Annotated in this window: 33 protein-coding genes; 2 read left to right on the top strand and 31 right to left on the bottom strand. The window is 62.5% G+C overall.

Annotated features, from left to right (window positions below; translation table 11 throughout):
* The first annotated feature begins 17 nt into the window (after positions 1-17).
* Positions 18-1,229, top strand: a complete 1,212-nt coding sequence (locus SZ55_RS20970; protein WP_044411074.1) for a PepSY-associated TM helix domain-containing protein — start codon at positions 18-20, stop codon at positions 1,227-1,229.
* On the opposite strand, the gene SZ55_RS27165 is transcribed toward SZ55_RS20970, so the two are convergent.
* From SZ55_RS27165 to SZ55_RS20955, 3 genes are all read right to left on the bottom strand, one after another.
* Positions 1,217-2,545: a hypothetical protein gene (locus tag SZ55_RS27165; protein ID WP_052807637.1), complete on the bottom strand. Its 1,329-nt coding sequence runs from the start codon at positions 2,543-2,545 to the stop codon at positions 1,217-1,219. The genes SZ55_RS20970 and SZ55_RS27165 overlap by 13 nt on opposite strands.
* Before the next feature lie 247 nt (positions 2,546-2,792).
* Positions 2,793-3,287, bottom strand: coding sequence for a single-stranded DNA-binding protein (locus SZ55_RS20960; RefSeq protein ID WP_044411072.1), 495 nt, complete (start codon positions 3,285-3,287; stop codon positions 2,793-2,795).
* A 9-nt stretch (positions 3,288-3,296) separates the two neighbouring features.
* Positions 3,297-4,691 carry an MFS transporter gene (locus SZ55_RS20955; RefSeq protein ID WP_044411068.1) on the bottom strand — a complete coding sequence of 465 codons (1,395 nt, stop codon included), beginning with the start codon at positions 4,689-4,691 and terminating at the stop codon, positions 3,297-3,299.
* Between the two features lie 209 nt (positions 4,692-4,900).
* Between SZ55_RS20955 and uvrA the strand changes: the two genes are divergently transcribed.
* A complete protein-coding gene (uvrA, locus tag SZ55_RS20950; protein ID WP_044411066.1) occupies positions 4,901-7,735 on the top strand; it encodes an excinuclease ABC subunit UvrA in 2,835 nt (944 codons plus the stop codon).
* A gap of 46 nt (positions 7,736-7,781) precedes the next feature.
* On the opposite strand, the gene katG is transcribed toward uvrA, so the two are convergent.
* The 28 genes from katG to rplC all read right to left on the bottom strand — a co-directional run bounded on the left by katG (position 7,782) and on the right by rplC (position 23,473).
* The gene (gene katG / locus SZ55_RS20945; RefSeq protein WP_044411063.1) at positions 7,782-10,004 is read right to left on the bottom strand and encodes a catalase/peroxidase HPI; all 2,223 of its coding nucleotides are present in this window, start codon (positions 10,002-10,004) and stop codon (positions 7,782-7,784) included.
* Between the two features lie 177 nt (positions 10,005-10,181).
* A complete protein-coding gene (gene rplQ, locus SZ55_RS20940) occupies positions 10,182-10,571 on the bottom strand; it encodes a 50S ribosomal protein L17 (RefSeq protein ID WP_016490551.1) in 390 nt (129 codons plus the stop codon).
* Between the two features lie 44 nt (positions 10,572-10,615).
* Complete coding sequence (locus SZ55_RS20935; RefSeq protein ID WP_044411060.1) at positions 10,616-11,617, bottom strand: DNA-directed RNA polymerase subunit alpha; 1,002 nt, start codon at positions 11,615-11,617, stop codon at positions 10,616-10,618.
* 22 nt (positions 11,618-11,639) lie between these two features.
* Positions 11,640-12,260 carry a 30S ribosomal protein S4 gene (gene rpsD / locus SZ55_RS20930; RefSeq protein WP_044411057.1) on the bottom strand — a complete coding sequence of 207 codons (621 nt, stop codon included), beginning with the start codon at positions 12,258-12,260 and terminating at the stop codon, positions 11,640-11,642.
* Between the two features lie 16 nt (positions 12,261-12,276).
* Positions 12,277-12,666 carry a 30S ribosomal protein S11 gene (gene rpsK, locus SZ55_RS20925; protein ID WP_003093689.1) on the bottom strand — a complete coding sequence of 130 codons (390 nt, stop codon included), beginning with the start codon at positions 12,664-12,666 and terminating at the stop codon, positions 12,277-12,279.
* Positions 12,667-12,698: 32 nt separating this feature from the next.
* The gene (rpsM, locus tag SZ55_RS20920) at positions 12,699-13,055 is read right to left on the bottom strand and encodes a 30S ribosomal protein S13 (protein ID WP_044411054.1); all 357 of its coding nucleotides are present in this window, start codon (positions 13,053-13,055) and stop codon (positions 12,699-12,701) included.
* A gap of 134 nt (positions 13,056-13,189) precedes the next feature.
* Positions 13,190-13,306, bottom strand: a complete 117-nt coding sequence (gene rpmJ, locus SZ55_RS20915; RefSeq protein ID WP_003093693.1) for a 50S ribosomal protein L36 — start codon at positions 13,304-13,306, stop codon at positions 13,190-13,192.
* 30 nt (positions 13,307-13,336) lie between these two features.
* A complete protein-coding gene (secY, locus tag SZ55_RS20910; protein ID WP_044411046.1) occupies positions 13,337-14,665 on the bottom strand; it encodes a preprotein translocase subunit SecY in 1,329 nt (442 codons plus the stop codon).
* Complete coding sequence (gene rplO / locus SZ55_RS20905) at positions 14,666-15,100, bottom strand: 50S ribosomal protein L15 (protein WP_044411045.1); 435 nt, start codon at positions 15,098-15,100, stop codon at positions 14,666-14,668.
* A 3-nt stretch (positions 15,101-15,103) separates the two neighbouring features.
* Complete coding sequence (gene rpmD, locus SZ55_RS20900) at positions 15,104-15,280, bottom strand: 50S ribosomal protein L30 (protein ID WP_036991154.1); 177 nt, start codon at positions 15,278-15,280, stop codon at positions 15,104-15,106.
* Positions 15,281-15,282: 2 nt separating this feature from the next.
* Complete coding sequence (rpsE, locus tag SZ55_RS20895) at positions 15,283-15,783, bottom strand: 30S ribosomal protein S5 (protein ID WP_044411025.1); 501 nt, start codon at positions 15,781-15,783, stop codon at positions 15,283-15,285.
* Positions 15,784-15,786: 3 nt separating this feature from the next.
* On the bottom strand, positions 15,787-16,137 hold the full coding sequence (gene rplR / locus SZ55_RS20890) for a 50S ribosomal protein L18 (RefSeq protein WP_044411023.1): 351 nt from the start codon (positions 16,135-16,137) through the stop codon (positions 15,787-15,789).
* A gap of 10 nt (positions 16,138-16,147) precedes the next feature.
* Entirely contained in the window at positions 16,148-16,681 is a 534-nt protein-coding gene (rplF, locus tag SZ55_RS20885; protein ID WP_044411021.1) for a 50S ribosomal protein L6, read from the bottom strand.
* A 12-nt stretch (positions 16,682-16,693) separates the two neighbouring features.
* Entirely contained in the window at positions 16,694-17,086 is a 393-nt protein-coding gene (rpsH, locus tag SZ55_RS20880) for a 30S ribosomal protein S8 (RefSeq protein ID WP_044411020.1), read from the bottom strand.
* Positions 17,087-17,273: 187 nt separating this feature from the next.
* On the bottom strand, positions 17,274-17,579 hold the full coding sequence (gene rpsN, locus SZ55_RS20875) for a 30S ribosomal protein S14 (RefSeq protein WP_044411017.1): 306 nt from the start codon (positions 17,577-17,579) through the stop codon (positions 17,274-17,276).
* A 13-nt stretch (positions 17,580-17,592) separates the two neighbouring features.
* Positions 17,593-18,132 carry a 50S ribosomal protein L5 gene (gene rplE / locus SZ55_RS20870; RefSeq protein WP_044411014.1) on the bottom strand — a complete coding sequence of 180 codons (540 nt, stop codon included), beginning with the start codon at positions 18,130-18,132 and terminating at the stop codon, positions 17,593-17,595.
* A gap of 19 nt (positions 18,133-18,151) precedes the next feature.
* A complete protein-coding gene (rplX, locus tag SZ55_RS20865) occupies positions 18,152-18,466 on the bottom strand; it encodes a 50S ribosomal protein L24 (RefSeq protein WP_044411011.1) in 315 nt (104 codons plus the stop codon).
* A gap of 12 nt (positions 18,467-18,478) precedes the next feature.
* A complete protein-coding gene (gene rplN / locus SZ55_RS20860) occupies positions 18,479-18,847 on the bottom strand; it encodes a 50S ribosomal protein L14 (protein ID WP_003448734.1) in 369 nt (122 codons plus the stop codon).
* A 22-nt stretch (positions 18,848-18,869) separates the two neighbouring features.
* The gene (rpsQ, locus tag SZ55_RS20855) at positions 18,870-19,136 is read right to left on the bottom strand and encodes a 30S ribosomal protein S17 (protein ID WP_044411009.1); all 267 of its coding nucleotides are present in this window, start codon (positions 19,134-19,136) and stop codon (positions 18,870-18,872) included.
* Between the two features lie 2 nt (positions 19,137-19,138).
* On the bottom strand, positions 19,139-19,330 hold the full coding sequence (rpmC, locus tag SZ55_RS20850; RefSeq protein WP_044411006.1) for a 50S ribosomal protein L29: 192 nt from the start codon (positions 19,328-19,330) through the stop codon (positions 19,139-19,141).
* Entirely contained in the window at positions 19,330-19,743 is a 414-nt protein-coding gene (gene rplP, locus SZ55_RS20845) for a 50S ribosomal protein L16 (RefSeq protein WP_044411003.1), read from the bottom strand. Before rplP ends, rpmC begins: the two co-directional genes overlap by 1 nt.
* Before the next feature lie 12 nt (positions 19,744-19,755).
* Positions 19,756-20,442, bottom strand: a complete 687-nt coding sequence (gene rpsC / locus SZ55_RS20840; protein WP_044411000.1) for a 30S ribosomal protein S3 — start codon at positions 20,440-20,442, stop codon at positions 19,756-19,758.
* Between the two features lie 13 nt (positions 20,443-20,455).
* Entirely contained in the window at positions 20,456-20,788 is a 333-nt protein-coding gene (rplV, locus tag SZ55_RS20835) for a 50S ribosomal protein L22 (RefSeq protein ID WP_044410997.1), read from the bottom strand.
* A 13-nt stretch (positions 20,789-20,801) separates the two neighbouring features.
* Positions 20,802-21,077 (bottom strand): 30S ribosomal protein S19, encoded by a 276-nt coding sequence (rpsS, locus tag SZ55_RS20830; RefSeq protein ID WP_027590504.1) that lies wholly within the window; start codon positions 21,075-21,077, stop codon positions 20,802-20,804.
* Positions 21,078-21,091: 14 nt separating this feature from the next.
* Positions 21,092-21,913, bottom strand: coding sequence for a 50S ribosomal protein L2 (gene rplB, locus SZ55_RS20825; protein ID WP_044410973.1), 822 nt, complete (start codon positions 21,911-21,913; stop codon positions 21,092-21,094).
* An 11-nt stretch (positions 21,914-21,924) separates the two neighbouring features.
* Positions 21,925-22,224: a 50S ribosomal protein L23 gene (rplW, locus tag SZ55_RS20820; RefSeq protein WP_044410970.1), complete on the bottom strand. Its 300-nt coding sequence runs from the start codon at positions 22,222-22,224 to the stop codon at positions 21,925-21,927.
* Positions 22,221-22,823, bottom strand: coding sequence for a 50S ribosomal protein L4 (rplD, locus tag SZ55_RS20815; protein WP_044410967.1), 603 nt, complete (start codon positions 22,821-22,823; stop codon positions 22,221-22,223). Before rplD ends, rplW begins: the two co-directional genes overlap by 4 nt.
* A 14-nt stretch (positions 22,824-22,837) precedes the next feature.
* Positions 22,838-23,473 carry a 50S ribosomal protein L3 gene (rplC, locus tag SZ55_RS20810; protein ID WP_044410965.1) on the bottom strand — a complete coding sequence of 212 codons (636 nt, stop codon included), beginning with the start codon at positions 23,471-23,473 and terminating at the stop codon, positions 22,838-22,840.
* Positions 23,474-23,496 lie beyond the last annotated feature (23 nt).

The following is a 23,496-nucleotide window of genomic DNA, read 5'->3' as shown; positions in this document are numbered from 1 at the left end:
GCCACAGGAACGCGCCCATGCGCCCCCTTATCGTCCTGCTGCACCGCTACCTCGGCCTGGCCACGGCGCTGTTCCTGGCCCTCGCCGGGCTCACCGGCAGCCTGCTGGCCTTCCAGCACGAGATCGATGAATGGCTGAACCCGGCCTTCTACCACGCGCCCGCACGGGGGCCGCTGCTGTCACCGGGCGAGCTGGTGCAGCGCATCGAGCAGGCTGAGCCGCGCCTGCAGGTCTGGTACATGGAGGTGCCGGACGAAGCCGGCCACTCGGCGCTGATGGCGGCGGTGCCCCGTACCGACCCGGCCACCGGTGCGCCCTACGACCTGCACCACCGGGTGATCTACCTGGACCCGGTGAGCGGCGCCGAGCTGGGCATGCGCCAGTGGGGCGCCTGCTGCCTGCAGGCGCAGAACCTCATCCCCTTTCTGCTGGAGTTCCACTACACCCTGGCGCTGCCGGGCAACTGGGGGCTGATCCTGATGGGGCTGGTGGCGATCCTCTGGGTCATCGACTGCTTCGCCGGCGCCTGGCTGACCCTGCCCCGTGGGCGGCCCTTCCTGAAGAAATGGTGGACGGCCTGGACGCTGAAGCGCGGCGCCGGACGCTACCGGCGCACCCTCGACCAGCACCGCGCCGGCGGGCTCTGGCTGTGGCTGCTGCTCCTGCCGGTGGCGGTGAGCAGCGTGGCGATGAACCTGCCGGAGCAGGTGTTCAAGCCGGTGGTGTCGCTGTTCTCCGAGGCGCCACCGAGCACCTACCAGCAGCGCAGCCAGATGCCCCGCGAGGCACTGGGGGAGACGCGCCTGGACTACCAGCAGGTGTACCGGCTGGCGCAGGCGGAAGGCGCGCGGCAGGGCATCGAGGGGGGCATCGGCGAGCTGTACTACAGCGTCGAGTACAACTTCTTCGGGGCAGGGTTCGGCGGTCACGACGCCAACCCGCTGGAGAAGTCATGGCTGTTCTTCGATGGGGCCGACGGCCGCCTGATCGGCGCGGAGGTCGCCGGGCGCGGCACGCCGGGTGAACGCTTCTACCGGCTGCAGGCACCGATCCACGGTGGGCGCATCGCGGGGTTGCCGGGGCGCATCGTGATCGCGCTGCTGGGGCTGGCCATCGCCGGGCTGAGCGTCACCGGCGTGGTCATCTGGTGGCGCAAGCGGCAGGCCCGGCGCGCCAGTGCGGCCCGCGCCCGCGAGGGGCGGCGAGCCGCTTTCGGTCAGAATTTGTAGCTCAGGCCGAGGGAGGTGCTTTCGTTGTTCTTGTCACGACCGGGCAGGTTGGAGTCCTTGTCCTTGTGCTCGTAGCTGACGGTCATCACCAGGTCCTTGGTGAGCTTGTGACCGAGGGTGACGACGTGCTTGGTCTCGTCCTCTTCCTTGCCGGTGGGGTCGTGCTTGAAGTCGGTGTGACGGCGGCTGTAGGCGACGCTGGCGAAGCTGTCCCAGGGCAGTTTGCGGGCGTAGCTGATCTTCCAGCCTTCCTGCTCCTTGTCCTTGTTGCGCTTGTCGTTGTCTTCCACCTTGGGCGAGTAGCTGAGGTCGAAGCTGTCCTTGCCGGTGGGCTTGAAGCGGGTGCCGACCTTGAAGGTGTCGACTTCGATATCCAGCGGGCTGTCGTTCTCCAGGCCACGGTTCTCATAGTTGTAGCGGGTGTACAGCTCCAGCACGCGGTTCAGCTTGTGGCTGGCGCCCAGGGACCAGATGGTGCTGGAGAGGTCGTACTGGTGGTCCTTGTAGAGCTGCAGGTAGGTGACGGCGGCGTTGATCTTCAGGCGCCAGGCCGGGATGACGAAGGTGGGGCCGGTGGAGACCGCCCAGGTCTGCCGGTTGAGTTCGTCGCGGTCGTCCTGGCGGGCCTGGGCGATGTTGGCGCCGAGGTTCCAGCGGCTGCCACGGTCGTCGAAGCCGTAGCCGTAGCGCAGGCTGCCGGCGGCCTGCCAGCGGTTGTCGTGGACGGTGGACTTGGGCTTGGCGACCGGGGTGGGCGCGGTGTCGTCGTCTTCCTCGCCGTCGTCGGCCAGGTCGTCCTCGTCCAGGTCGATGTCGTCGAGCAGGTCGTCGAGGCTGTCGTCGTCTTCGAAGGCCATGTCGTCCATGTCCTCGTCGTCCTCGTCATCGAACGAGGGGTCCTGGGTCATGCCGGCACTGGCGTTGGCGGTGTCGGTGTCATGCACCCGGGCCACGGCGACGCGGCCGCCGAAGGTGTGGGTCTTGAGCTTCTTGGCGATGCGCTTGGCCAGCTTGGCGCCTTCCTTGGCCTCCGCGGAGTCGGGGGCGTCCTGCTTGAGCCGCGCCAGCTCGGCCTTGGCGGCCGGGTAGTCGAGGGCGTCGGCATAGACCTTGGCCAGGGCCAGGCGCGCGCGGGGGTGGCTGGCGCTCAGGCTTGGGTCGGCGAGGATGGCGCGGTACTGCTCGGCGGCACTGCCGAGCAGGCCCCAGCGGGCACTGCTTTCCGCGTCACGGGCGAGGGTCTGGTAGGGGCTGGCGATGCTGCACAGGGGCAGGCCGGCCAGAAGCAGAACGGCGGTCAGTCCGTTGAGTTTCATGGTGGGTTCCGGGAGGGCGGTCGATGGAATGGTGGGCAAGCCTATAGAGGCGGTTTGCCAGCGTCCAGAGCCCGGCCTGAATGTGATTTTGCATTCACAAAGTCCCGTCCCACGCGGGCTGCAGGCCTCTCCGAAAGACGACGAACGGCTGTGGATAACCGCTTCGGCAGGCGCCGCTTTTCATCCTCCTGAAACGAAAAAGGCGCAGCCTGGGGGCTGCGCCTTTGTCTGTGCCGGACGGCTCGACTCAGAACGGGATGTCGTCGTCGAAGCTGTCGTAGTCCGGGGCCGGCTGGGCGGCCGGTTGCGGAGCCGGGCGGGACTCGCGCGGGGCGGACTGCTGCGGCTCGCGCTGCGGACGCGGGGCGCGCGGGGCGGAATCGCCATCGCTGCCGGGACGGCCGCCGAGCAGTTGCATCTGGCCGTTGATGTCCACGACGATTTCGGTGGTGTAGCGGTCCTGGCCGTCCTGACCCTGCCACTTGCGGGTGCGCAGGCTGCCCTCGACGTAGACCTGGGAACCCTTGCGCAGGTATTCGCCGGCGATCTCGGCGAGGCGGCCGAAGAACACCACGCGGTGCCACTCGGTGCGTTCCTGCTGCTGGCCGGTCTGCTTGTCCTTCCAGCTCTCGCTGGTGGCCAGGGTGATGTTGGTCACGGCGTTGCCGTTGGGCATGTAGCGGACTTCAGGGTCGCCGCCGACGTTGCCGACCAGAATGACTTTGTTAACCCCACGGGCCATAACGTTCTCCTAGGCTTCAGCACGTTCGGGCGCCGGCTTGATCAGGCGCTCCAGGGACGTGCGGTCCAGTTTTTCGGTATCCACTTTGATATAGATGGCGGCTTCTTCGACCACCACCACGGCATCCGCCACTCCGGGCAAAGCCAGCAAACGCGGGACCAGCGTCGCATCGCCGAGGGCCGCTGCATCGAGCGGCTGGCGCAGGCTGGTCACGTACGGAGGTTCGCGCATAGTAACAGCAATGGCGACCCAAATCGCACAGAGCGCCGCACATCCGATGAACACGACGGACAGGCCGCCATGCTGGAACAACCAGCCGCCGAGGATGCCGCCGAGGGCGGCGCCGAGGAACTGGCTGGTGGAGTAGACGCCCATGGCGGTGCCCTTGCCGCCGGCCGGGGCGACCTTGCTGATCAGCGAGGGCAGCGAGGCCTCCAGCAGGTTGAAGGCGGTGAAGAAGACGATGGTGCCGATGACCAGGGCGCTCAGGGTGTCGCCGAAGGCCCAGAAGAACAGTTCGCAGGCGGCCAGTACGCTGACGGCGCCGATCAGCACACGCTTCATCTGGCGCTTCTTCTCGGCGTAGATGATGAACGGGACCATGCCGAAGAACCCCACCAGCAGCGCGGTGAGGTAGACCCACCAGTGCTGCTCCTTGGGCAGGCCGGCCTTCTCCACCAGCGCCAGCGGCAGGGCGACGAAGCTGGCCATGAGCACGGCGTGCAGGGCGAGGATGCCGAAGTCCAGGCGCAGCAGGTCGGGGTGCCTGAGGGTCGGCAGCAGCGCCTGGCGGGCCACGCCGGACTCGCGGTGCTGCAGCGGCGAGGCGGCCCGGGGGACGAACAGGGCGATGATCAGGATGCCGACCAGGGCCATGGCGGCGGTGATCCAGAACAGCCCGGCCAGGCCGAAGGCGCGGGTGACCAGGGGGCCGACCACCATGGCGACGGCGAAGGAGACGCCGATGCTCATGCCGATCATGGCCATGGCCTTGGTGCGGTGCTGCTCGCGCGTGAGGTCGGAGAGCAGCGCCATGACCGCAGCGGAGATGGCCCCGGCCCCCTGCAGGACGCGCCCGGCGATGACGCCCCAGATGGAGTCGGCGTTGGCCGCCAGCACGGCACCGGCGGCGAAGATCAGCAGGCCGATGTAGATCACCGGCAGGCGGCCGATGCGGTCGGAGACGATGCCGAAGGGGATCTGCAGCACCGCCTGGGTCAGGCCGTAGGCGCCGATGGCCAGGCCGATCAGCGCCGGGGTGGCGCCGGCCAGGTCCTGGCCGTAGGTGGCCAGGACCGGCAATACCATGAACATGCCGAGCATGCGGAAGGCGAACACCAGCGCCAGGCCACCGGCGGCGCGGGTCTCGCGACCGCTCATGCGTTCGGAATGGGGATCGTGCATAGATGCCTCGTGACAGGAAGTGCGGGAATGCGTCATGCCCCGCGTCGGGCGCTGGCACCCGGTCCCCGGGTGCGCGGCTGCTGCCTGCGCCGGAAAAATGCGGCGCATTCTAGCAGTCCCGGCCCGTCAGGACACTGCCGTGCCGCTTTGCCGCGCCCCTGGGGGCACCCGTATACTCGGGCGTTTTCCGCTCGCCATGCGAGGCCGCTGTGGACCAGATACTCATCCGTGGGGCACGTACCCACAACCTGAAGAACGTCGACCTCACCCTCCCCCGCGACAAGCTGATCGTGATCACCGGGCTGTCCGGTTCGGGCAAGTCGTCCCTGGCGTTCGACACGCTCTACGCCGAGGGCCAGCGGCGCTATGTGGAATCGCTGTCGGCCTATGCCCGGCAGTTCCTGTCGATGATGGAAAAGCCCGATGTGGACACCATCGAGGGGCTGTCGCCGGCCATCTCCATCGAGCAGAAATCCACCAGCCACAACCCCCGTTCCACGGTGGGCACCATCACCGAGATCTACGACTACCTGCGCCTGCTCTACGCCCGCGCCGGTACGCCGCGCTGCCCGGACCACGATGTGCCGCTGGAGGCGCAGACCGTGAGCCAGATGGTCGACCAGGTGCTGGCCATGCCCGAGGGCCGCAAGCTGATGCTGCTGGCGCCGGTGATCCGCGAGCGCAAGGGCGAGCACCTGGCGGTGTTCGACGAACTGCGCGCCCAGGGCTTCGTCCGCGCACGGGTCAACGGCCGCCTCTACGAGCTGGACGAGCTGCCCAAGCTGGACAAGCAGAAGAAGCACTCCATCGATGTGGTGGTGGACCGCTTCAAGGTGCGCGGCGATCTGCAGCAGCGCCTGGCGGAATCCTTCGAGACGGCGATCAACCTCGCCGACGGCATTGCGCTGGTGGCGCCGATGGACGACGAGCCGGGCGAGGAGATCATCTTCTCCGCGCGCTTCGCCTGCCCCCATTGCGGCCACTCCATCAGCGAGCTGGAACCCAAGCTGTTCTCCTTCAACAACCCGGCCGGTGCCTGCCCGACCTGCGATGGCCTGGGGGTTAAGCAGTTCTTCGATGCCAAGCGCCTGGTCAACGGCGAGCTGACCCTGGCCGAAGGCGCGATCCGCGGCTGGGACCGGCGCAACGTCTATTACTTCCAGATGCTCGGCTCCCTGGCCGCGCACTATGGCTTCAGCCTGGAGGAGCCGTTCGACGACCTGGCGCCGGAGCACCAGCGGGTGATCCTGCAGGGCAGTGGCCGCGAGGACGTGGACTTCCGCTACCTCAACGACCGTGGCGACATCGTCAAGCGCTCCCACCCCTTCGAGGGCATCGTCCCGAACCTGGAGCGGCGCTACCGCGAGACCGAATCCAACACCGTGCGCGAGGAGCTGGCGAAGTTCCTCAGCACCCAGCCCTGCCCGGATTGCCGGGGCACCCGCCTGCGCCGCGAGGCGCGCCATGTGTGGGTCGGCGAGAAGACGCTGCCGGCAGTGACCGGCCTGCCGGTGGGCGAGGCCTCGGACTACTTCGGCGTGCTGGAGCTGCCGGGGCGCAAGGGCGAGATCGCGGCGAAGATCCTCAAGGAGATCCGCGAGCGCCTGCAGTTCCTGGTGAACGTCGGCCTGGACTACCTGACCCTGGACCGCAGCGCCGACACCCTCTCCGGTGGCGAGGCCCAGCGCATCCGCCTGGCCAGCCAGATCGGTGCCGGCCTGGTGGGGGTGATGTACATCCTCGACGAGCCGTCCATCGGCCTGCACCAGCGTGACAACGAGCGCCTGCTGGCCACCCTCACCCACCTGCGCAACCTGGGCAACACGGTGATAGTGGTGGAGCACGACGAGGACGCCATCCGCCTGGCCGACTATGTGGTGGACATCGGCCCGGGTGCCGGCGTGCATGGCGGCCGGATCGTCGCCGAGGGCACGCCGGACGAGGTGATGGCCCACCCGGATTCGCTCACCGGCAAGTACCTGTCGGGTCGGGTGAAGATCGAGGTGCCGGCCACCCGCACGCCCCGCGACAAGAAGAAATCGCTGAAGCTCAAGGGCGCGCGCGGCAACAACCTGCGCAACGTCGACCTGGAGATTCCGGTCGGCCTGCTGACCTGCATCACCGGTGTGTCCGGTTCGGGCAAGTCGACGCTGATCAACAACACCCTGTTCCCCATCACCGCGACGGCGCTGAACGGTGCGACCACCCTGGAGGCAGCCCCCCACGACAGCTTCGACGGGCTGCAGCACCTGGACAAGGTGGTGGACATCGACCAGAGCCCCATCGGCCGTACGCCGCGTTCCAACCCGGCGACCTACACCGGGCTGTTCACGCCGATCCGCGAGCTGTTCGCCGGCGTACCGGAGTCCCGCTCGCGGGGCTACGGGCCGGGCCGCTTCTCCTTCAACGTGAAGGGTGGCCGCTGCGAGGCCTGCCAGGGCGATGGCGTGATCAAGGTGGAGATGCACTTCCTGCCGGACATCTACGTGCCGTGCGACGTGTGCAAGGGCAAGCGCTACAACCGCGAAACCCTGGAGGTGAAGTACAAGGGCCGCAGCATCACCGAGGTGCTGGACATGACCATCGAGGAGGCGCGCCAGTTCTTCGATGCCGTGCCGGCCATCGCCCGCAAGCTGCAGACGCTGATGGACGTGGGCCTCTCGTACATCCGCCTGGGGCAGTCGGCGACCACCCTCTCCGGCGGTGAGGCACAGCGGGTGAAGCTGTCCCGCGAGCTGTCCAAGCGCGACACCGGCAAGACGCTGTACATCCTCGACGAGCCCACCACGGGCCTGCACTTCGCCGACATCCAGCAGCTGCTGGACGTGCTGCACCGGCTGCGGGACCACGGCAACACGGTGGTGGTCATCGAGCACAACCTGGACGTGATCAAGACCGCCGACTGGCTGGTGGACCTGGGCCCGGAAGGCGGTTCCAAGGGCGGCCAGATCATCGCCACCGGTACGCCGGAGGAGGTGGCGGCGATGCCGCAGTCCCACACCGGGCACTTCCTCAAGCCGTTGCTGGAGCGCGACCGCGCCTGATACGAAAAAGCCCCGCAGATGCGGGGCTTTTTCGTGGAGCGGTGGATCAGGCCAGGTCGAAGCGGTCGAGGTTCATCACCTTGATCCAGGCGGCGACGAAGTCCTGGGTGAACTTCGCCTGGGCGTCGGCGCTGGCGTAGACCTCGGCGATGGCGCGCAGCTGCGAGTTGGAACCGAACACCAGGTCGACGCGGGTGGCGGTCCACTTCAGGGCGCCGCTGCTGCGGTCACGGCCTTCGAACAGCTCAGCGGCTTCGCTGGTGGGCTTCCACGCCGTCCCCATGTCCAGCAGGTTGGCGAAGAAGTCGTTGCTGAGCGTCCCGGGGCGCTGGGTCAGCACACCGTGGGCGGTCTGCCCGACGTTGGCACCCAGTACCCGCAGACCGCCGACCAGTACGGTCATTTCCGGGGCGGTGAGGGTCAGCAGCTGGGCACGGTCCACCAGCATCTCCTCGGCGGTCACGGTGAAGCGCGCCTTCTGGTAGTTGCGGAAGCCGTCGGCCAGGGGTTCCAGCACGGCGAAGGACTCGACGTCGGTCTGCTCCTGGGAGGCGTCCATGCGGCCCGGGGTGAAGGGCACTTCCAGGGCCTGCCCGGCGGCCTTGGCAGCCTGCTCGATGCCCACGCCACCGGCGAGGACGATCAGGTCGGCCAGGGAGACCTTCTTGCCACCGGCTTGCGAGCGGTTGAAGTCGGCCTGGATGCCTTCCAGCACGCCGAGCACGCGAGCCAGTTGCGCGGGCTGGTTGGCTTCCCAGTCCTTCTGCGGTGCCAGGCGGATGCGGGCACCGTTGGCGCCGCCGCGCATGTCGGAACCGCGGTAGGTGGAGGCCGAGGCCCAGGCGGTGGACACCAGCTCGCTGACCGAGAGGCCGGAGGCCTGGATGCGTGCCTTGAGCTGGGCGATGTCCTGTGCGTCCACCAGCGGGTGGTCGACGGCCGGGATCGGGTCTTGCCAGATCAGCTCTTCAGCCGGGACTTCCGGACCAAGGTAGCGGGCACGCGGGCCCATGTCGCGGTGGGTGAGCTTGAACCAGGCGCGGGCGAAGGCGTCGGCGAAGGCCTGCGGATCCGCCAGGAAGCGGCGGGAGATCTTCTCGTAGGCCGGGTCCAGGCGCAGCGACAGGTCGGTGGTGAGCATGGTCGGGCGGTGCATCTTCGACGGGTCGTGTGCATCCGGGATGACCGCATCAGCGCCCTTGGCCACCCACTGGTGGGCACCGGCGGGGCTCTTGGTCAGTTCCCAGTCGTACTTGAACAGGTTCTCGAAGAAGTAGTGGCTCCACTGGGCCGGGGTCTGGGTCCAGGTGACTTCGAGGCCACTGGTGATGGTGTCCGAGCCCTTGCCGCTGCCGAAACTGCTGTGCCAACCGAGGCCCTGGGCTTCGATGCTGGCGGTTTCCGGGTCAGCCCCCACATGGGCGGCGTCGCCGGCACCGTGGGTCTTGCCGAAGGTGTGGCCGCCGGCGATCAGGGCGACGGTCTCCTCGTCGTCCATGGCCATGCGGGCGAAGGTTTCGCGGATGTCACGGGCTGCGGCAATCGGGTCGGGGTTGCCGTCCGGGCCTTCCGGGTTCACGTAGATCAGGCCCATCTGCACGGCAGCCAGCGGGTTCTCCAGGTCACGGTCACCGCTGTAGCGGCTGTTGGGCTTCTCGCTGGTGGCCAGCCACTCGCGCTCGGAACCCCAGTAGATGTCCTCTTCCGGCTCCCAGATATCGCGGCGGCCGCCGGCGAAACCGAAGGTCTTGAAGCCCATGGACTCGAGGGCGACGTTGCCGGTCAGGATCATCAGGTCGGCCCAGGAGATCTTCTGGCCGTATTTCTGCTTGATCGGCCACAGCAGGCGGCGGGCCTTGTCGAGGTTGACGTTGTCCGGCCAGCTGTTGAGCGGGGCGAAACGCTGGTTGCCGGTGCCCGCGCCGCCGCGGCCGTCTGCCGTACGGTAGGTGCCGGCGCTGTGCCAGGCCATGCGGATGAACAGCGGACCGTAGTGGCCGAAGTCGGCGGGCCACCAGTCCTGGGAATCGGTCATGAGGGCGTGGAGGTCACGCTTGAGGGCCTGCAGGTCGAGGCTCTTGAAGGCTTCGGCGTAATCGAAGCCGCTGTCCAGGGGATCGGACAGGCTGGAGTGCTGGTGCAGGATCTTCAGGTTCAGCTGGTTAGGCCACCAGTCGCGGTTGGACGTACCACCGCCGGCGGAATGCTGCGCACCGCCACCGGAAAAGGGGCACTTGGCTTGGGCGGGGGTCGTGGGCTTCTGGCTCATCTGTGATCGCTCCTTATCAGGTCGTCACCGGCCCGTGCCGGCGATGGAGGAAAGATTAGAATGCCATCAGCAAGAGAACCAATTTATTAACCGTAACAAAACAATAGAAAATAACTCTTACAAGATCGCAGGTATAAAAAAACCGGGCACTAGGCCCGGTTTCTTCGCAGCGACCGATTACTCGGCAGCGGCTTCGACTTCACCAGCGACCGGACGGTCAACCAGTTCGACATACGCCATGGGGGCGTTGTCGCCAGCGCGGAAGCCGCACTTCAGGATGCGCAGGTAGCCGCCCTGACGGTTGGCGTAGCGCTTGCCCAGATCGTTGAACAGTTTGCCAACGATGGCTTTCGAACGGGTACGGTCGAAGGCCAGACGACGGTTGGCAACGCTGTCTTCCTTGGCCAGGGTGATCAGCGGCTCGGCAACGCGACGCAGTTCCTTGGCTTTGGGCAGGGTGGTTTTGATCAGTTCGTGCTCGAACAGCGATACCGCCATGTTCTGGAACATGGCCTTGCGGTGAGCGCTGGTGCGGCTGAGGTGACGGCCACTTTTACGATGACGCATGGTTCAATTCCTTACCAAACTAAGACGTTCGGTGATTACGACGATCAGGCAGTCGCCTTGTCGTCCTTCTTAAGACTTGCCGGCGGCCAGTTGTCGAGGCGCATGCCGAGGGACAGACCACGGGAGGCCAGGACGTCCTTGATCTCGGTCAGGGACTTCTTGCCCAGGTTCGGAGTCTTGAGCAGCTCTACTTCGGTACGCTGAATCAGGTCGCCGATGTAGTAGATGTTCTCCGCCTTCAGGCAGTTGGCCGAACGCACGGTCAGCTCAAGGTCGTCGACGGGGCGCAGGAGGATCGGATCGATCTCGTCTTCCTGTTCCACGACCACGGGCTCGCTGTCACCTTTGAGGTCCACGAACGCTGCCAGCTGCTGTTGCAGGATGGTAGCGGCGCGACGGATAGCCTCTTCGGGATCCAGGGTGCCGTTGGTTTCCAGGTCGATGACCAGCTTGTCCAGGTTGGTGCGCTGCTCGACACGGGCGTTTTCCACGACGTACGCAACGCGACGGACCGGGCTAAAGGAAGCGTCGAGCTGGAGACGGCCAATGCTACGGCTCTCGTCTTCGTCGCTCTGGCGCGCGTCAGCGGGTTCGTACCCACGGCCGCGAGCCACTTTCAGCTTCATGTTCAGCGAGCCGTTGTCCGCCAGGTTGGCGATGACGTGGTCACCGTTGACGATCTCGACATCATGATCCAGCTGAATATCGGCAGCAGTGACAACGCCCGGGCCTTTCTTGACCAGGTTCAGCGTTACTTCGTCACGGCCGTGCAGTTTGACAGCCAGACCTTTCAGGTTGAGCAGGATTTCAATGACGTCTTCCTGAACACCTTCGATGGCGCTGTACTCATGGAGTACGCCGTCGATTTCGGCCTCGACTACTGCACAGCCAGGCATGGAGGACAACAGGATGCGACGCAGCGCGTTGCCCAGGGTATGGCCGAAGCCACGCTCGAGAGGCTCGAGCGTGATCTTGGCGCGGGTCGTGCTGACCGCTTGCACATCGATGTGGCGAGGGGTCAGGAACTCATTTACCGAACTCTGCATGGATGCACCTATTTTCTAGCCCTTACTTGGAGTAGAGCTCGACAATCAGGTTTTCGTTGATGTCGGCGGACAGATCAGTACGAGCCGGAACGCTTTTGAACACGCCCGACTTCTTGTCGGCGTCGACTTCAACCCACTCAACGCGACCGCGCTGAGCGCACAGCTCAAGGGCTTGAGCAATGCGAAGCTGGTTCTTGGACTTCTCGCGAACAGCGACTACGTCACCAGCCTTGACCTGATAGGAGGGGATGTTGACGGTCTGGCCGTTCACGCTGATGGCCTTGTGGGAAACCAGCTGACGGGACTCGGAACGGGTAGCGCCGAAGCCCATACGGTAGACGACGTTGTCCAGACGGCACTCGAGGAGTTGCAGCAGGTTCTCGCCGGTAGCGCCCTTGCGACGGGCAGCTTCCTTGTAGTAACCGCTGAACTGACGCTCCAGTACACCGTAGATACGACGGACCTTCTGCTTCTCGCGCAGCTGAGTGCCGTAGTCAGACAGACGGCCACGACGGGCACCGTGCTGACCAGGAGCGGATTCGATGTTGCACTTGGACTCGAGGGCACGAGCGCCGCTCTTCAGGAAGAGGTCAGTGCCTTCACGACGGGACAGTTTGCATTTGGGACCAATGTAACGAGCCATTTCTCACTGTCTCCTATTACACGCGACGCTTCTTCGGCGGACGGCACCCGTTGTGCGGGATAGGCGTCACGTCGGTGATGCTGGCAATCTTGTAGCCGCAGGCGTTCAGAGCACGCACAGCGGACTCGCGACCCGGACCGGGACCCTTGACGTTGACGTCGAGGTTCTTCAGACCGTATTCCAGAGCAGCCTGACCGGCACGCTCGGCAGCCACCTGGGCAGCGAACGGGGTGCTCTTACGGGAGCCACGGAAACCGGAACCACCGGAGGTCGCCCAGGACAGAGCGTTGCCCTGACGGTCGGTGATGGTCACGATGGTGTTGTTGAAAGAAGCGTGGATATGGGCGATCCCATCAACCACTGTCTTCTTGACTTTCTTACGGGGACGAGCAGCAGGCTTAGCCATGACTTAATTCCTGTCGATTCGCGGGCGCAAAATTACTTGCGGATCGGCTTACGCGGGCCCTTGCGGGTGCGCGCGTTGGTCTTGGTGCGTTGGCCATGAACAGGCAGACCACGACGGTGACGCAGGCCGCGGTAGCAACCCAGGTCCATCAGACGCTTGATGTTCATGTTGATCTCGCGGCGCAGGTCACCCTCGGTGGTGAGCTTGGCCACTTCGCCACGCAGCTGTTCGAGCTGCTCGTCGGTCAGATCCTTGATTTTCACCGACGGGTTGACGCCGGTGGCCGCACAGATGTTCTGCGCGGTGGTGCGACCAACACCGTAGATGTAGGTCAGCGAGATAACAGTGTGCTTGTTATCTGGAATGTTGACGCCTGCAATACGGGCCATTCAATGAAAACTCCAGTTGACAGCTATCGGTGCCCCGGAAGCCAAGAAATAGGGCGCGCGATATTAGCGCTGTAATAACGAATAATCAACCCGGCAGCACACTAGCTGCCGGGCTCACGACGCGTGAATCACACTCAGCCTTGGCGCTGTTTGTGACGCGGCTCCGCGCTGCAGATCACGCGAACGATACCGTCGCGGCGAATGATCTTGCAGTTACGGCACAGCTTCTTCACCGATGCACGAACTTTCATCAGTAACTCCTAGAACCTTACGGCACTGCGTCAGCGGAGCATTCCGCCGCCGTAGCCCTTCAGGTTGGCTTTCTTCATGAGGGATTCATACTGGTGCGAAACGAGGTGCGACTGTACTTGGGCCATAAAGTCCATCACAACCACGACCACGATCAGCAACGAGGTCCCGCCAAGGTAGAACGGAACGTTTGCCGCAACCACAAGGAACTGGGGAAGCAGGCAGACAGCCGTCATGTACAGGGCACCGAACATGGTCAGACGAGTCAGAACGCCATCGATGTAGCGCGCAGACTGCTCACCAGGACGAATACCCGGGATAAAGGCACCGGACTTCTTCAGGTTCTCCGCCACGTCTTTCGGGTTGAACATCAGCGCTGTGTAGAAGAAGCAGAAGAAAACGATCCCTGCACTAAACAGCAGAATGTTCAACGGCTGACCAGGAGCGATCGCCTGCGAGAGGTCCTGCAGCCAGCCCATTTTCTCGGACTGACCGAACCATGCGCCCAGCGAGGCCGGGAACAGCAGGATACTGCTGGCGAAAATAGCCGGGATCACGCCCGCCATGTTCACCTTCAGCGGCAGGTGGCTGTTCTGCGCAGCAAAAACCTTGCGGCCCTGCTGACGCTTGGCATAGTGCACCGCGATGCGGCGCTGACCACGCTCGATGAACACCACAAAACCGATGATCGCAACAGCCAGGAGGCCGATGGCGATCAGGGCGAAGATGTTGATATCGCCCTGACGAGCAGACTCGAAAGACTGCCCAATCGCTCTCGGCAGACCGGCAACGATGCCCGCGAAGATAAGCATCGAGATACCGTTGCCGACACCGCGCTCGGTGATCTGCTCGCCCAGCCACATCATGAACAGTGCACCCGCCACGAAGGTGGTGACTGCCACGAAGTGGAAGCCGAAATCAGTCGAGAAAGCGACGCCCTGACTGGCCAGGCCAACAGCCATGCCGATGGCCTGAACCAGTGCTAGGGCTACGGTGCCATAGCGGGTGTACTGGCTGATCTTGCGACGGCCAGCTTCACCTTCCTTCTTCAACTGCTCCAGCTGCGGGCTGATAGCGGTCATGAGCTGCATGATGATCGAAGCCGAGATGTACGGCATGATCCCCAGTGCAAAAATGCTCATGCGCTCCAGCGCGCCGCCGGAAAACATGTTGAACAGGCTAAGAATGGTCCCCTCGTTCTGCCGGAACAGTTCGGCCAGCCGGTCCGGGTTGATACCGGGCACTGGGATGTGCGCGCCGATCCGATAGACGATGATCGCCAGGAACAGGAAACGCAGTCGAGCCCAGAGCTCGGACAATCCGCCATTGCTGAGCGCGGAGAGAGCACCTTGCTTAGCCATTTAGTCCTCGAACTTACCGCCAGCTGCTTCGATGGCCGCACGCGCACCTTTGGTGGCGGCGATGCCCTTCAGGGTGACCGCGCGAGCAACTTCGCCGGACAGCATGACTTTTACACGCTGCACGTTCTGGTTGATCACGTTGGCATCCTTCAGCGCTTGCAGAGTGACGACATCGCCTTCCACCTTGCCCAGCTCGGAGGTACGCACTTCTGCGCGATCCATGGCCTTCAGGGAGACGAAGCCGAACTTCGGCAGGCGGCGGTGCAGGGGCTGTTGACCACCCTCGAAGCCGGGAGCGATGGTGCCACCGGAGCGAGAGGTCTGACCTTTGTGACCACGGCCACCGGTCTTGCCCAGACCGCTACCGATGCCACGGCCCGGACGGTGCTTCTCGCGACGGGCACCCGGCGCGGAACGCAGATCGTTCAGTTTCATGGATTAACCCTCGACACGCAGAAGGTAGTAAGCCTTGTTGATCATGCCGCGATTTTCAGGAGTGTCCTGAACCTCTACGGTGTGACCGATACGACGCAGGCCAAGGCCCTTGACGCAGGCTTTGTGGTTGGCCAGACGGCCATTCACGCTCTTGACCAGCGTAACTTTTACAGTAGCCATGATCAGAGAATCTCCTCGACGCTCTTGCCACGCTTGGCTGCAACAGCTTCAGGGGACTGCATGTTCTTCAGGCCCTTGAAGGTGGCATAAACCACGTTCACCGGATTGGTAGAGCCGTAGCACTTGGCCAGGACGTTTTGGACACCTGCCACTTCCAGGACAGCGCGCATGGCGCCGCCGGCGATGATCCCGGTACCTTCGGAAGCCGGCTGCATGAACACCTTGGAGGCGCCGTGAGCGGACTTGATGGGGTACTGCAGGGTGGTGCCATCCAGCTCGACCTGGATCATGTTGCGACGGGCAGCTTCCATGGCCTTCTGGATTGCAGCAGGCACTTCGCGGGACTTGCCGCGACCGAAACCGACGCGACCTTTCCCATCACCCACCACGGTCAGCGCGGTGAAGGTGAAGATACGGCCACCCTTTACGGTCTTGGCAACGCGGTTAACCTGAACCAGCTTCTCGATGTAGCCTTCGTCGCGCTTTTGCTCGTTGTTCGCCATAACTTAGAACTCCAGCCCGCCTTCACGAGCAGCATCGGCCAGCGCCTTGACGCGACCGTGGTACTTGAAGCCAGAACGATCGAACGCTACCTGGGTAACACCAGCGGCTTTCGCGCGCTCGGCAACCAGCTGGCCGACTTTCTTGGCCGCGTCAACGTTGCCGGTGGCACCGCTACGCAGTTCTTTGTCCAGAGTCGAGGCGCTGGCCAGGACCTTGGCGCCGTCGGCCGAAATGACCTGGGCGTAGATGTGCTGGGAAGAGCGGTATACGCAGAGGCGTACGGCTTCCAGCTCGCGCATTTTCAGGCGTGCCTTGCGAGCGCGACGCAGACGAGTTTCTTTCTTTACGCTCATTTGCTATGCCCTACTTCTTCTTAGCTTCTTTACGACGCACGACTTCATCGGCGTAACGTACACCCTTGCCTTTGTAAGGCTCCGGCGGACGGAAGTCGCGGATCTCGGCGGCCACCTGACCAACCAGCTGCTTGTCGATACCCTTGATCAGGATGTCGGTTTGGCTGGGGGTTTCAGCGGTTACGCCTTGCGGAAGCTCGTAGTCAACCGGATGGGAGAAGCCGAGAGCCAGGGACAGCACTTGGCCTTTGGCCTGAGCCTTGTAGCCGACGCCGACCAGCTGGAGCTTGCGCTCGAAGCCTTGGCTGACGCCTACGACCATGTTGTTCACCAGCGCACGGGTGGTACCGGCCATGGCCTTGTTCTGCTGGTCGCCGTTGCGAGCGGCAAAGCGAAGCTCGCCGTTTTCCTGCAGGATTTCCACGGACGGATGTACTTTCAGCTCAAGAGTGCCCTTGGCGCCCTTAACGGAAAGTTGCTGACCAGCCAGCTTGATTTCAACGCCAGCGGGCAGCTTGACGGGGTTCTTAGCAACGCGAGACATGCTTCAACCCCCTTAGAACACAGTGCAAAGCACTTCGCCACCAACGCCAGCGGCGCGAGCAGCACGATCAGTCATCACACCTTTGTTGGTGGACACGATCGAAACGCCCAGACCGCCACGAACCTTCGGCAGCTGATCGACGGACTTGTACTGGCGCAGGCCAGGACGACTTACGCGCTTCAGCTCTTCAATGACCGGACGGCCTTCGAAGTACTTCAGCTCGATGGACAGCAGAGGCTTAACATCGCTGCTGACCTGGTATCCCGTGATGTAACCTTCGCTCTTCAGAACGTTGGCTACCGCCACCTTCAGCTTGGAGGACGGCATGCTTACGACAGACTTTTCAGCCATCTGGGCATTACGGATACGAGTTAGCATGTCCGCTAACGGGTCCTGCATACTCATGGGCTAGTTGCTCCTAAATACAAAAGAATAGCCTTGCGGCTAGAGTCACCTGCGAGCTCCAGGCACAAGAAGGCCTGAATCGGGCGAGCCGAATATTCTAGAGAGACCCTAGAAACGAATCAAGCCCCTTGCGGGGCTTGATTCGGCACATCCATGAAAGGCCGACGACTGGCGTCGACCTTCGACATTACCAGCTGGCTTTGACCAGACCGGGAACGTCACCACGCATGGCGGCTTCACGCAGCTTGTTACGGGACAGCCCGAACTTGCGGTAAACGCCGTGCGGACGGCCAGTGATGCGGCAGCGGTTACGCAGGCGCGATGCGCTGGCGTCACGCGGCTGCTTCTGCAGGGCTACCTGGGCTTCCCAACGCGCTTCCGGAGTGGAGTTCGGGTTGGCAATGATAGCTTTGAGCTCAGCACGCTTCTTGGCGTACTTGGCGACCGTCAGCTGACGCTTCAGCTCGCGGTTCTTCATGCTCTGTTTGGCCATATTCCTGCTCCAATCAGTTGCGGAAGGGGAAGTTGAAAGCGCGCAACAGAGCGCGACCTTCATCATCATTGCGGGCGGTGGTGGTCAGGGTGATGTCCAGACCACGCAGCGCATCGATCTTGTCGTAATCGATTTCCGGGAAGATGATCTGCTCTTTCACACCCATGCTGTAGTTGCCGCGACCATCGAAGGACTTGGCATTCAGGCCGCGGAAGTCACGAACGCGCGGCAGGGAGATGGAGAGCAGGCGATCCAGGAACTCGTACATACGATCGCGGCGCAGCGTCACCTTGACACCGATCGGCCAACCCTCGCGAACCTTGAAGCCGGCAATGGACTTGCGGGCGTAGGTCACGACGGCCTTCTGACCGGTGATCTTTTCTAGGTCGGCTACTGCGTTCTCGATGACTTTCTTGTCACCGATAGCTTCGCCGAGACCCATGTTCAGGGTGATCTTGGTAACACGCGGAACTTCCATCACGTTAGCCAGCTTCAGCTCTTCTTTCAGCTTGGGCGCGATTTGCTTCCGGTAAATCTCTTTCAGTCGTGCCATGGTGTTCTACCTATGATTCTCAAGCGCCAACCGGCTTCTGGGTGGACTTGAAGACACGAATTTTTTTGCCGTCTTCGATCTTGAAGCCAACGCGGTCAGCCTTGTTGGTTTCGCTATTGAAGATGGCGACGTTGGAGACGTGCAGGGGCGCCTCCTTCTCGACGATACCGCCCTGGACGCCGGACATCGGGTTCGGCTTGGTGTGGCGCTTCACCAGGTTGATCCCACCGACGACCAGACGGTCGTCAGCGAGAACCTTGAGCACCTTGCCACGCTTGCCCTTGTCTTTGCCGGCGATGACGATGATCTCGTCGTCACGACGAATCTTTTGCATGACGGCTTCTCCTTACAGCACTTCAGGGGCGAGCGAGACGATCTTCATGAACTTCTCGGAACGAAGCTCACGGGTCACAGGCCCGAAGATGCGGGTACCGATCGGCTCTTGCTTGTTGTTCAGCAGAACAGCAGCGTTGCCGTCGAAGCGGATGATGGAGCCATCAGGACGGCGAACACCGTGCTTGGTGCGGACCACGACAGCAGTCATCACCTGGCCTTTCTTGACCTTGCCACGGGGAATCGCTTCCTTGACGGTGACCTTGATGATATCGCCGATACCGGCATAACGACGGTGCGAACCACCCAGGACCTTGATGCACATAACGCGACGAGCACCGCTGTTGTCAGCGACGTCGAGCATGGATTGAGTCTGAATCATATCTTTCTCCGACCCTTAGTCCTTAGACTTCCACGGCACGTTCGACGATTTCCACCAGCGCCCAGGACTTGGTCTTGGCCAGCGGACGGGTCTCACGGATGGTGACCTTGTCGCCGATGCGGCACTGGTTGGTTTCGTCGTGAGCGTGCAGCTTGGTCGAGCGCTTCACGTATTTACCGTAGATCGGGTGCTTTACACGGCGCTCGATCAGGACGGTGATGGTTTTGTCCATCTTGTCGCTGACGACGCGGCCGGTCAGCGTGCGGACGGTTTTCTGAGCTTCAGCCATGATCACTTACCTGCCTGCTGGTTCAGCACAGTCTTGACGCGAGCGATGTCGCGCTTCACTTGCGAGAGCAGGTGAGACTGCCCCAACTGGCCAGTTGCCTTCTGCATACGCAGGTTGAACTGGTCGCGCAGCAGACCGAGCAGTTGCTCGTTCAGCTGCTCTGCGGTTTTTTCACGAAGTTCATTCGCTTTCATCACATCACCGTCCGCTTAACAAAGGAGGTGGCGAGCGGCAGCTTTGCAGCAGCCAGGGCGAAGGCCTCACGCGCCAGCTCTTCGGAAACACCCTCGATCTCGTAGAGCACTTTGCCCGGCTGGATCTGGGCTACCCAGTACTCGACGCCACCCTTACCTTTACCCATACGAACTTCGAGGGGCTTCTTGGTGACAGGTTTGTCGGGGAATACACGGATCCAGATCTTGCCACCACGCTTCACGTGACGGGTCAGGGCACGACGTGCCGCTTCGATCTGGCGAGCGGTGAGACGACCGCGAGAAACCGCCTTCAGGGCGAACTCGCCGAAGCTGACCTTGCTACCGCGGTGAGCCAGACCACGGTTGTGGCCGGTCATCTGCTTGCGGAATTTTGTACGCTTGGGTTGCAGCATTTTGCGTACTCCTTACTTAGCAGCTTTTTTACGAGGAGCGGGCGCTACGGGCTTCAGCTCTTCCTGGCGGCCACCAATGACCTCGCCCTTGAAGATCCAAACCTTCACACCGATCACACCGTAAGTGGTGTGAGCCTCGTAGGTTGCGTAATCAATGTCGGCGCGCAGGGTGTGCAGGGGCACACGGCCTTCGCGGTACCACTCGGTACGCGCGATCTCGGCACCGCCGAGACGACCACTGACCTGGATCTTGATGCCTTTGGCACCAAGACGCATGGCGTTCTGTACCGCACGCTTCATGGCGCGACGGAACATAACGCGACGCTCGAGCTGCTGAGCAACGCTCTGAGCAACCAGCATACCGTCGAGTTCCGGCTTGCGGATCTCTTCGATGTTGATGTGCACAGGCACACCCATTTGCTTGGTCAGGTCCTGGCGCAGCTTCTCGACATCCTCACCCTTCTTGCCGATCACGATGCCGGGACGAGCGGTGTGGATGGTGATGCGTGCGGTTTGAGCCGGACGATGGATATCGATACGGCTTACGGACGCGCTTTTTAGTTTGTCTTGGAGGTACTCACGGACCTTCAGATCGGCAAACAGATAGTCGGCATAAGTGCGCTTATCTGCGTACCAGACGGAGGTGTGCTCCTTGACGATTCCCAGGCGAATGCCAGTGGGATGTACTTTCTGACCCATCTGATCGACTCCGTTACTTGTCCGCAACCTTGACAGTGATATGGCAAGACCGCTTGACGATGCGATCAGCGCGGCCCTTGGCACGCGGCATGATGCGCTTCAGCGAACGCCCTTCGTTAACGAAAACGGTGGAGACCTTGAGGTCATCCACATCAGCGCCTTCGTTGTGCTCGGCGTTGGCAACGGCCGACTCCAGCACTTTCTTCATGATTTCAGCGGCTTTCTTGCTGCTGAAGGACAGCAGGTTGAGCGCCTCGCCCACCTTCTTCCCGCGGATCTGGTCGGCGACCAAGCGGGCTTTCTGGGCGGAGATTCGAGCGCCCGACAGCTTAGCGGCTACTTCCATCTTTCCTTACCCCTTAACGCTTGGCCTTTTTGTCCGCAGCATGCCCGCGATAGGTGCGGGTAGCGGCGAACTCGCCCAGTTTGTGGCCGACCATGTCTTCGTTCACGAGAACGGGGACATGCTGGCGACCGTTGTGTACAGCGATGGTCAGACCGACCATCTGCGGCAGAACGATGGAACGACGCGACCAGGTCTTGACCGGTTTGCGATCGTTCTTTTCCACCGCCACTTCGACCTTCTTCAACAGGTGAAGATCGATAAAGGGACCTTTTTTCAGAGAACGCGGCACAGTCGTATCCTCGATTATTTACGGCGACGGACAATCATGTTGTCAGTGCGTTTGTTCGCGCGAGTCTTCGCACCCTTGGTCGGGAAGCCCCACGGCGAAACCGGATGACGACCACCAGAAGTACGACCTTCACCACCACCATGCGGGTGGTCGACCGGGTTCATGGCAACACCACGAACGGTCGGACGAACGCCACGCCAGCGCTTGGCACCAGCCTTGCCCAGCGAGCGCAGGCTGTGCTCGGAGTTCGAGACTTCGCCCAGGGTCGCACGGCACTCGGCCAGAATCTTGCGCATTTCGCCGGAGCGGAGACGCAGGGTTACATAGGCACCTTCACGGGCGACCAGCTGAGCAGAAGCACCAGCGGAACGCACCAGTTGAGCACCTTTACCCGGCTTCAGCTCTACACCGTGAACGGTGCTACCAACCGGGATATTGCGCAACTGCAGGGTGTTGCCAACCTTGATCGGTGCATGGGCACCGGAGATCAGCTGATCACCCGCCACAACGCCCTTGGGAGCGATGATGTAGCGACGCTCGCCGTCGGCGTACTTCAGCAGAGCGATGTGCGCGGTACGGTTCGGATCGTATTCGATACGCTCTACAACGGCAGGGATACCATCCTTGTTGCGACGGAAGTCGACCAGGCGGTAATGCTGCTTGTGACCACCACCAATGTGGCGAGTGGTGATGCGGCCGTTGTTGTTACGACCACCGGACTTGGACTTCTTCTCAACCAGCGGAGCATAGGGAGCACCCTTGTGCAGATCCTGGTTGACGACCTTGACCACGAAACGGCGGCCAGCGGAAGTCGGTTTGCATTTAACGATTGCCATGATGCACCCCTTTACTCAGCGCTGCTGGCGAAATCGAGATCTTGGCCAGGCTGGAGAGCGATATACGCTTTCTTCCAGTCATTGCGCTTGCCCAGACCACGAACGGTGCGCTTGGTCTTGCCCTTTACGTTCAGGGTGTTGACTGCGGCGACCTTCACGCTGAACAGGCTCTCTACGGCCTTCTTGATTTCCAGCTTGGTTGCATCGGAAGCAACCTTGAAGACGAATTGGCTCTTGCCATCTGCCAGAACGGTAGCCTTCTCGGAGATGTGCGGGCCAACCAGCACTTTGAATACGCGTTCCTGGTTCATGCCAGCAGCTCCTCGAATTTCTTGATGGCCGACACGGTGACCAGCACCTTGTCATAGGCGATCAGGCTTACCGGATCGGAACCCTGGACATCACGCACATCGACGTGAGGCAGGTTGCGAGCGGCAAGGTACAGGTTCTGGTCGACGTCATCGGAGATGATCAGCACGTCGCTCAGACCCAGACCATTCAGCTTGCCCAGCAGGGCTTTGGTCTTCGGCGCTTCAACAGCGAACTCAGGCACTACAACCAGACGATCCTGACGAACCAACTCGGAGAGGATGGAGCGCAGAGCTGCGCGGTACATCTTCTTGTTGAGCTTCTGGGAGTGATCCTGGGGCTTGGCAGCAAAGGTGGTACCACCGGAGCGCCAGATGGGGCTGCGAATGGTGCCAGCACGAGCACGACCAGTGCCCTTCTGACGCCACGGCTTCTTGCCACCACCGGAAACTTCGGAGCGGGTCTTCTGCGCACGGGTGCCCTGACGACCGCCAGCCATGTAGGCTACGACAGCTTGGTGAACCAGGGTCTCGTTGAACTCACCACCAAAGGTACGCTCGCTGACTTCGATAGCCTGAGCGCCACTTACATTCAATTGCATCTCAGCTTCCTCTCTTAACCGCGAGCCTTGGCAGCCGGACGCACGAGCACGTCGCCACCGGTGGCGCCGGGAACAGCACCCTTGACCAGCAGCAGGTTGCGCTCAGCATCGACACGAACCACTTCCAGGGACTGGACGGTTACGCGCTCGGCACCGAGGTGACCGGACATTTTCTTGCCCTTGAAGACACGACCAGGAGTCTGGCACTGGCCAATGGAGCCCGGGACGCGGTGAGAAACGGAGTTGCCGTGGGTATTGTCTTGACCACGGAAATTCCAGCGCTTGATGGTACCGGCGAAGCCTTTACCTTTGGACTGACCCGTGACATCAACCAGCTGACCAGCCTGGAAGATCTCGGCGGTGATCTGGTCGCCTGCCTGGTACTCGCCTTCTTCGAGACGGAACTCCCAGACACCACGACCAGCAGCCACGCTCGCCTTGGCGAAGTGACCGGCCTGGGCCTTGGTTACGCGAGAGGCACGACGCTCACCGACAGTTACCTGCACGGCGCGATAGCCATCGGACTCTTCGCTTTTGAATTGGGTCACACGATTCGGCTCGATCTCGATGACCGTAACCGGAATGGAGACACCTTCTTCGGTGAAAATGCGGGTCATGCCGCACTTACGACCGACTACACCAATAGTCATGTTGTAAACCTCATGAGTGTACG

The organism is Pseudomonas sp. FeS53a, assembly GCF_000931385.1.
GTDB classification, from domain to species: domain Bacteria; phylum Pseudomonadota; class Gammaproteobacteria; order Pseudomonadales; family Pseudomonadaceae; genus Metapseudomonas; species Metapseudomonas otitidis.
Note: the sequence above shows the minus strand (reverse complement) of the source record. Positions and strands in the feature narration are given on the sequence as shown.

Coding starts and splice junctions, on each gene's coding strand:
- rpsK (WP_003093689.1), bottom strand. CDS start 12,666: ATGGCTAAGCCTGCTGCTCGTCCCCGTAAGAAAGTCAAGAAGACAGTG.
- rpmC (WP_044411006.1), bottom strand. CDS start 19,330: ATGAAAGCGAATGAACTTCGTGAAAAAACCGCAGAGCAGCTGAACGAG.
- rplR (WP_044411023.1), bottom strand. CDS start 16,137: ATGAGCGTAAAGAAAGAAACTCGTCTGCGTCGCGCTCGCAAGGCACGC.
- rplE (WP_044411014.1), bottom strand. CDS start 18,132: ATGGCACGACTGAAAGAGATTTACCGGAAGCAAATCGCGCCCAAGCTG.
- rplV (WP_044410997.1), bottom strand. CDS start 20,788: ATGGAAGTAGCCGCTAAGCTGTCGGGCGCTCGAATCTCCGCCCAGAAA.
- rpsH (WP_044411020.1), bottom strand. CDS start 17,086: ATGAGTATGCAGGACCCGTTAGCGGACATGCTAACTCGTATCCGTAAT.
- rpsM (WP_044411054.1), bottom strand. CDS start 13,055: ATGGCCCGTATTGCAGGCGTCAACATTCCAGATAACAAGCACACTGTT.
- rpmD (WP_036991154.1), bottom strand. CDS start 15,280: ATGGCTACTGTAAAAGTTACGCTGGTCAAGAGCGTGAATGGCCGTCTG.
- rpmJ (WP_003093693.1), bottom strand. CDS start 13,306: ATGAAAGTTCGTGCATCGGTGAAGAAGCTGTGCCGTAACTGCAAGATC.
- rplX (WP_044411011.1), bottom strand. CDS start 18,466: ATGCAAAAGATTCGTCGTGACGACGAGATCATCGTCATCGCCGGCAAA.
- rplW (WP_044410970.1), bottom strand. CDS start 22,224: ATGAACCAGGAACGCGTATTCAAAGTGCTGGTTGGCCCGCACATCTCC.
- SZ55_RS20935 (WP_044411060.1), bottom strand. CDS start 11,617: ATGCAGAGTTCGGTAAATGAGTTCCTGACCCCTCGCCACATCGATGTG.
- secY (WP_044411046.1), bottom strand. CDS start 14,665: ATGGCTAAGCAAGGTGCTCTCTCCGCGCTCAGCAATGGCGGATTGTCC.
- rplD (WP_044410967.1), bottom strand. CDS start 22,823: ATGCAATTGAATGTAAGTGGCGCTCAGGCTATCGAAGTCAGCGAGCGT.
- rplC (WP_044410965.1), bottom strand. CDS start 23,473: ATGACTATTGGTGTAGTCGGTCGTAAGTGCGGCATGACCCGCATTTTC.
- SZ55_RS20970 (WP_044411074.1), top strand. CDS start 18: ATGCGCCCCCTTATCGTCCTGCTGCACCGCTACCTCGGCCTGGCCACG.
- rplB (WP_044410973.1), bottom strand. CDS start 21,913: ATGGCAATCGTTAAATGCAAACCGACTTCCGCTGGCCGCCGTTTCGTG.
- rplP (WP_044411003.1), bottom strand. CDS start 19,743: ATGCTGCAACCCAAGCGTACAAAATTCCGCAAGCAGATGACCGGCCAC.
- SZ55_RS20955 (WP_044411068.1), bottom strand. CDS start 4,691: ATGCACGATCCCCATTCCGAACGCATGAGCGGTCGCGAGACCCGCGCC.
- SZ55_RS27165 (WP_052807637.1), bottom strand. CDS start 2,545: ATGAAACTCAACGGACTGACCGCCGTTCTGCTTCTGGCCGGCCTGCCC.
- SZ55_RS20960 (WP_044411072.1), bottom strand. CDS start 3,287: ATGGCCCGTGGGGTTAACAAAGTCATTCTGGTCGGCAACGTCGGCGGC.
- rpsC (WP_044411000.1), bottom strand. CDS start 20,442: ATGGGTCAGAAAGTACATCCCACTGGCATTCGCCTGGGAATCGTCAAG.
- rpsQ (WP_044411009.1), bottom strand. CDS start 19,136: ATGGCTGAAGCTCAGAAAACCGTCCGCACGCTGACCGGCCGCGTCGTC.
- rplQ (WP_016490551.1), bottom strand. CDS start 10,571: ATGCGTCATCGTAAAAGTGGCCGTCACCTCAGCCGCACCAGCGCTCAC.
- rplO (WP_044411045.1), bottom strand. CDS start 15,100: ATGAAACTGAACGATCTGCGTTCCGCGCCGGGTGCCCGTCGCGAGAAG.
- rplN (WP_003448734.1), bottom strand. CDS start 18,847: ATGATTCAGACTCAATCCATGCTCGACGTCGCTGACAACAGCGGTGCT.
- rpsE (WP_044411025.1), bottom strand. CDS start 15,783: ATGGCGAACAACGAGCAAAAGCGCGACGAAGGCTACATCGAGAAGCTG.
- rpsD (WP_044411057.1), bottom strand. CDS start 12,260: ATGGCTCGTTACATTGGTCCCAAATGCAAACTGTCCCGTCGTGAAGGC.
- rpsN (WP_044411017.1), bottom strand. CDS start 17,579: ATGGCCAAACAGAGCATGAAGAACCGCGAGCTGAAGCGTCAGCTGACG.
- katG (WP_044411063.1), bottom strand. CDS start 10,004: ATGAGCCAGAAGCCCACGACCCCCGCCCAAGCCAAGTGCCCCTTTTCC.
- rplF (WP_044411021.1), bottom strand. CDS start 16,681: ATGTCTCGCGTTGCTAAGAACCCCGTCAAGCTGCCCGCTGGCGTTGAA.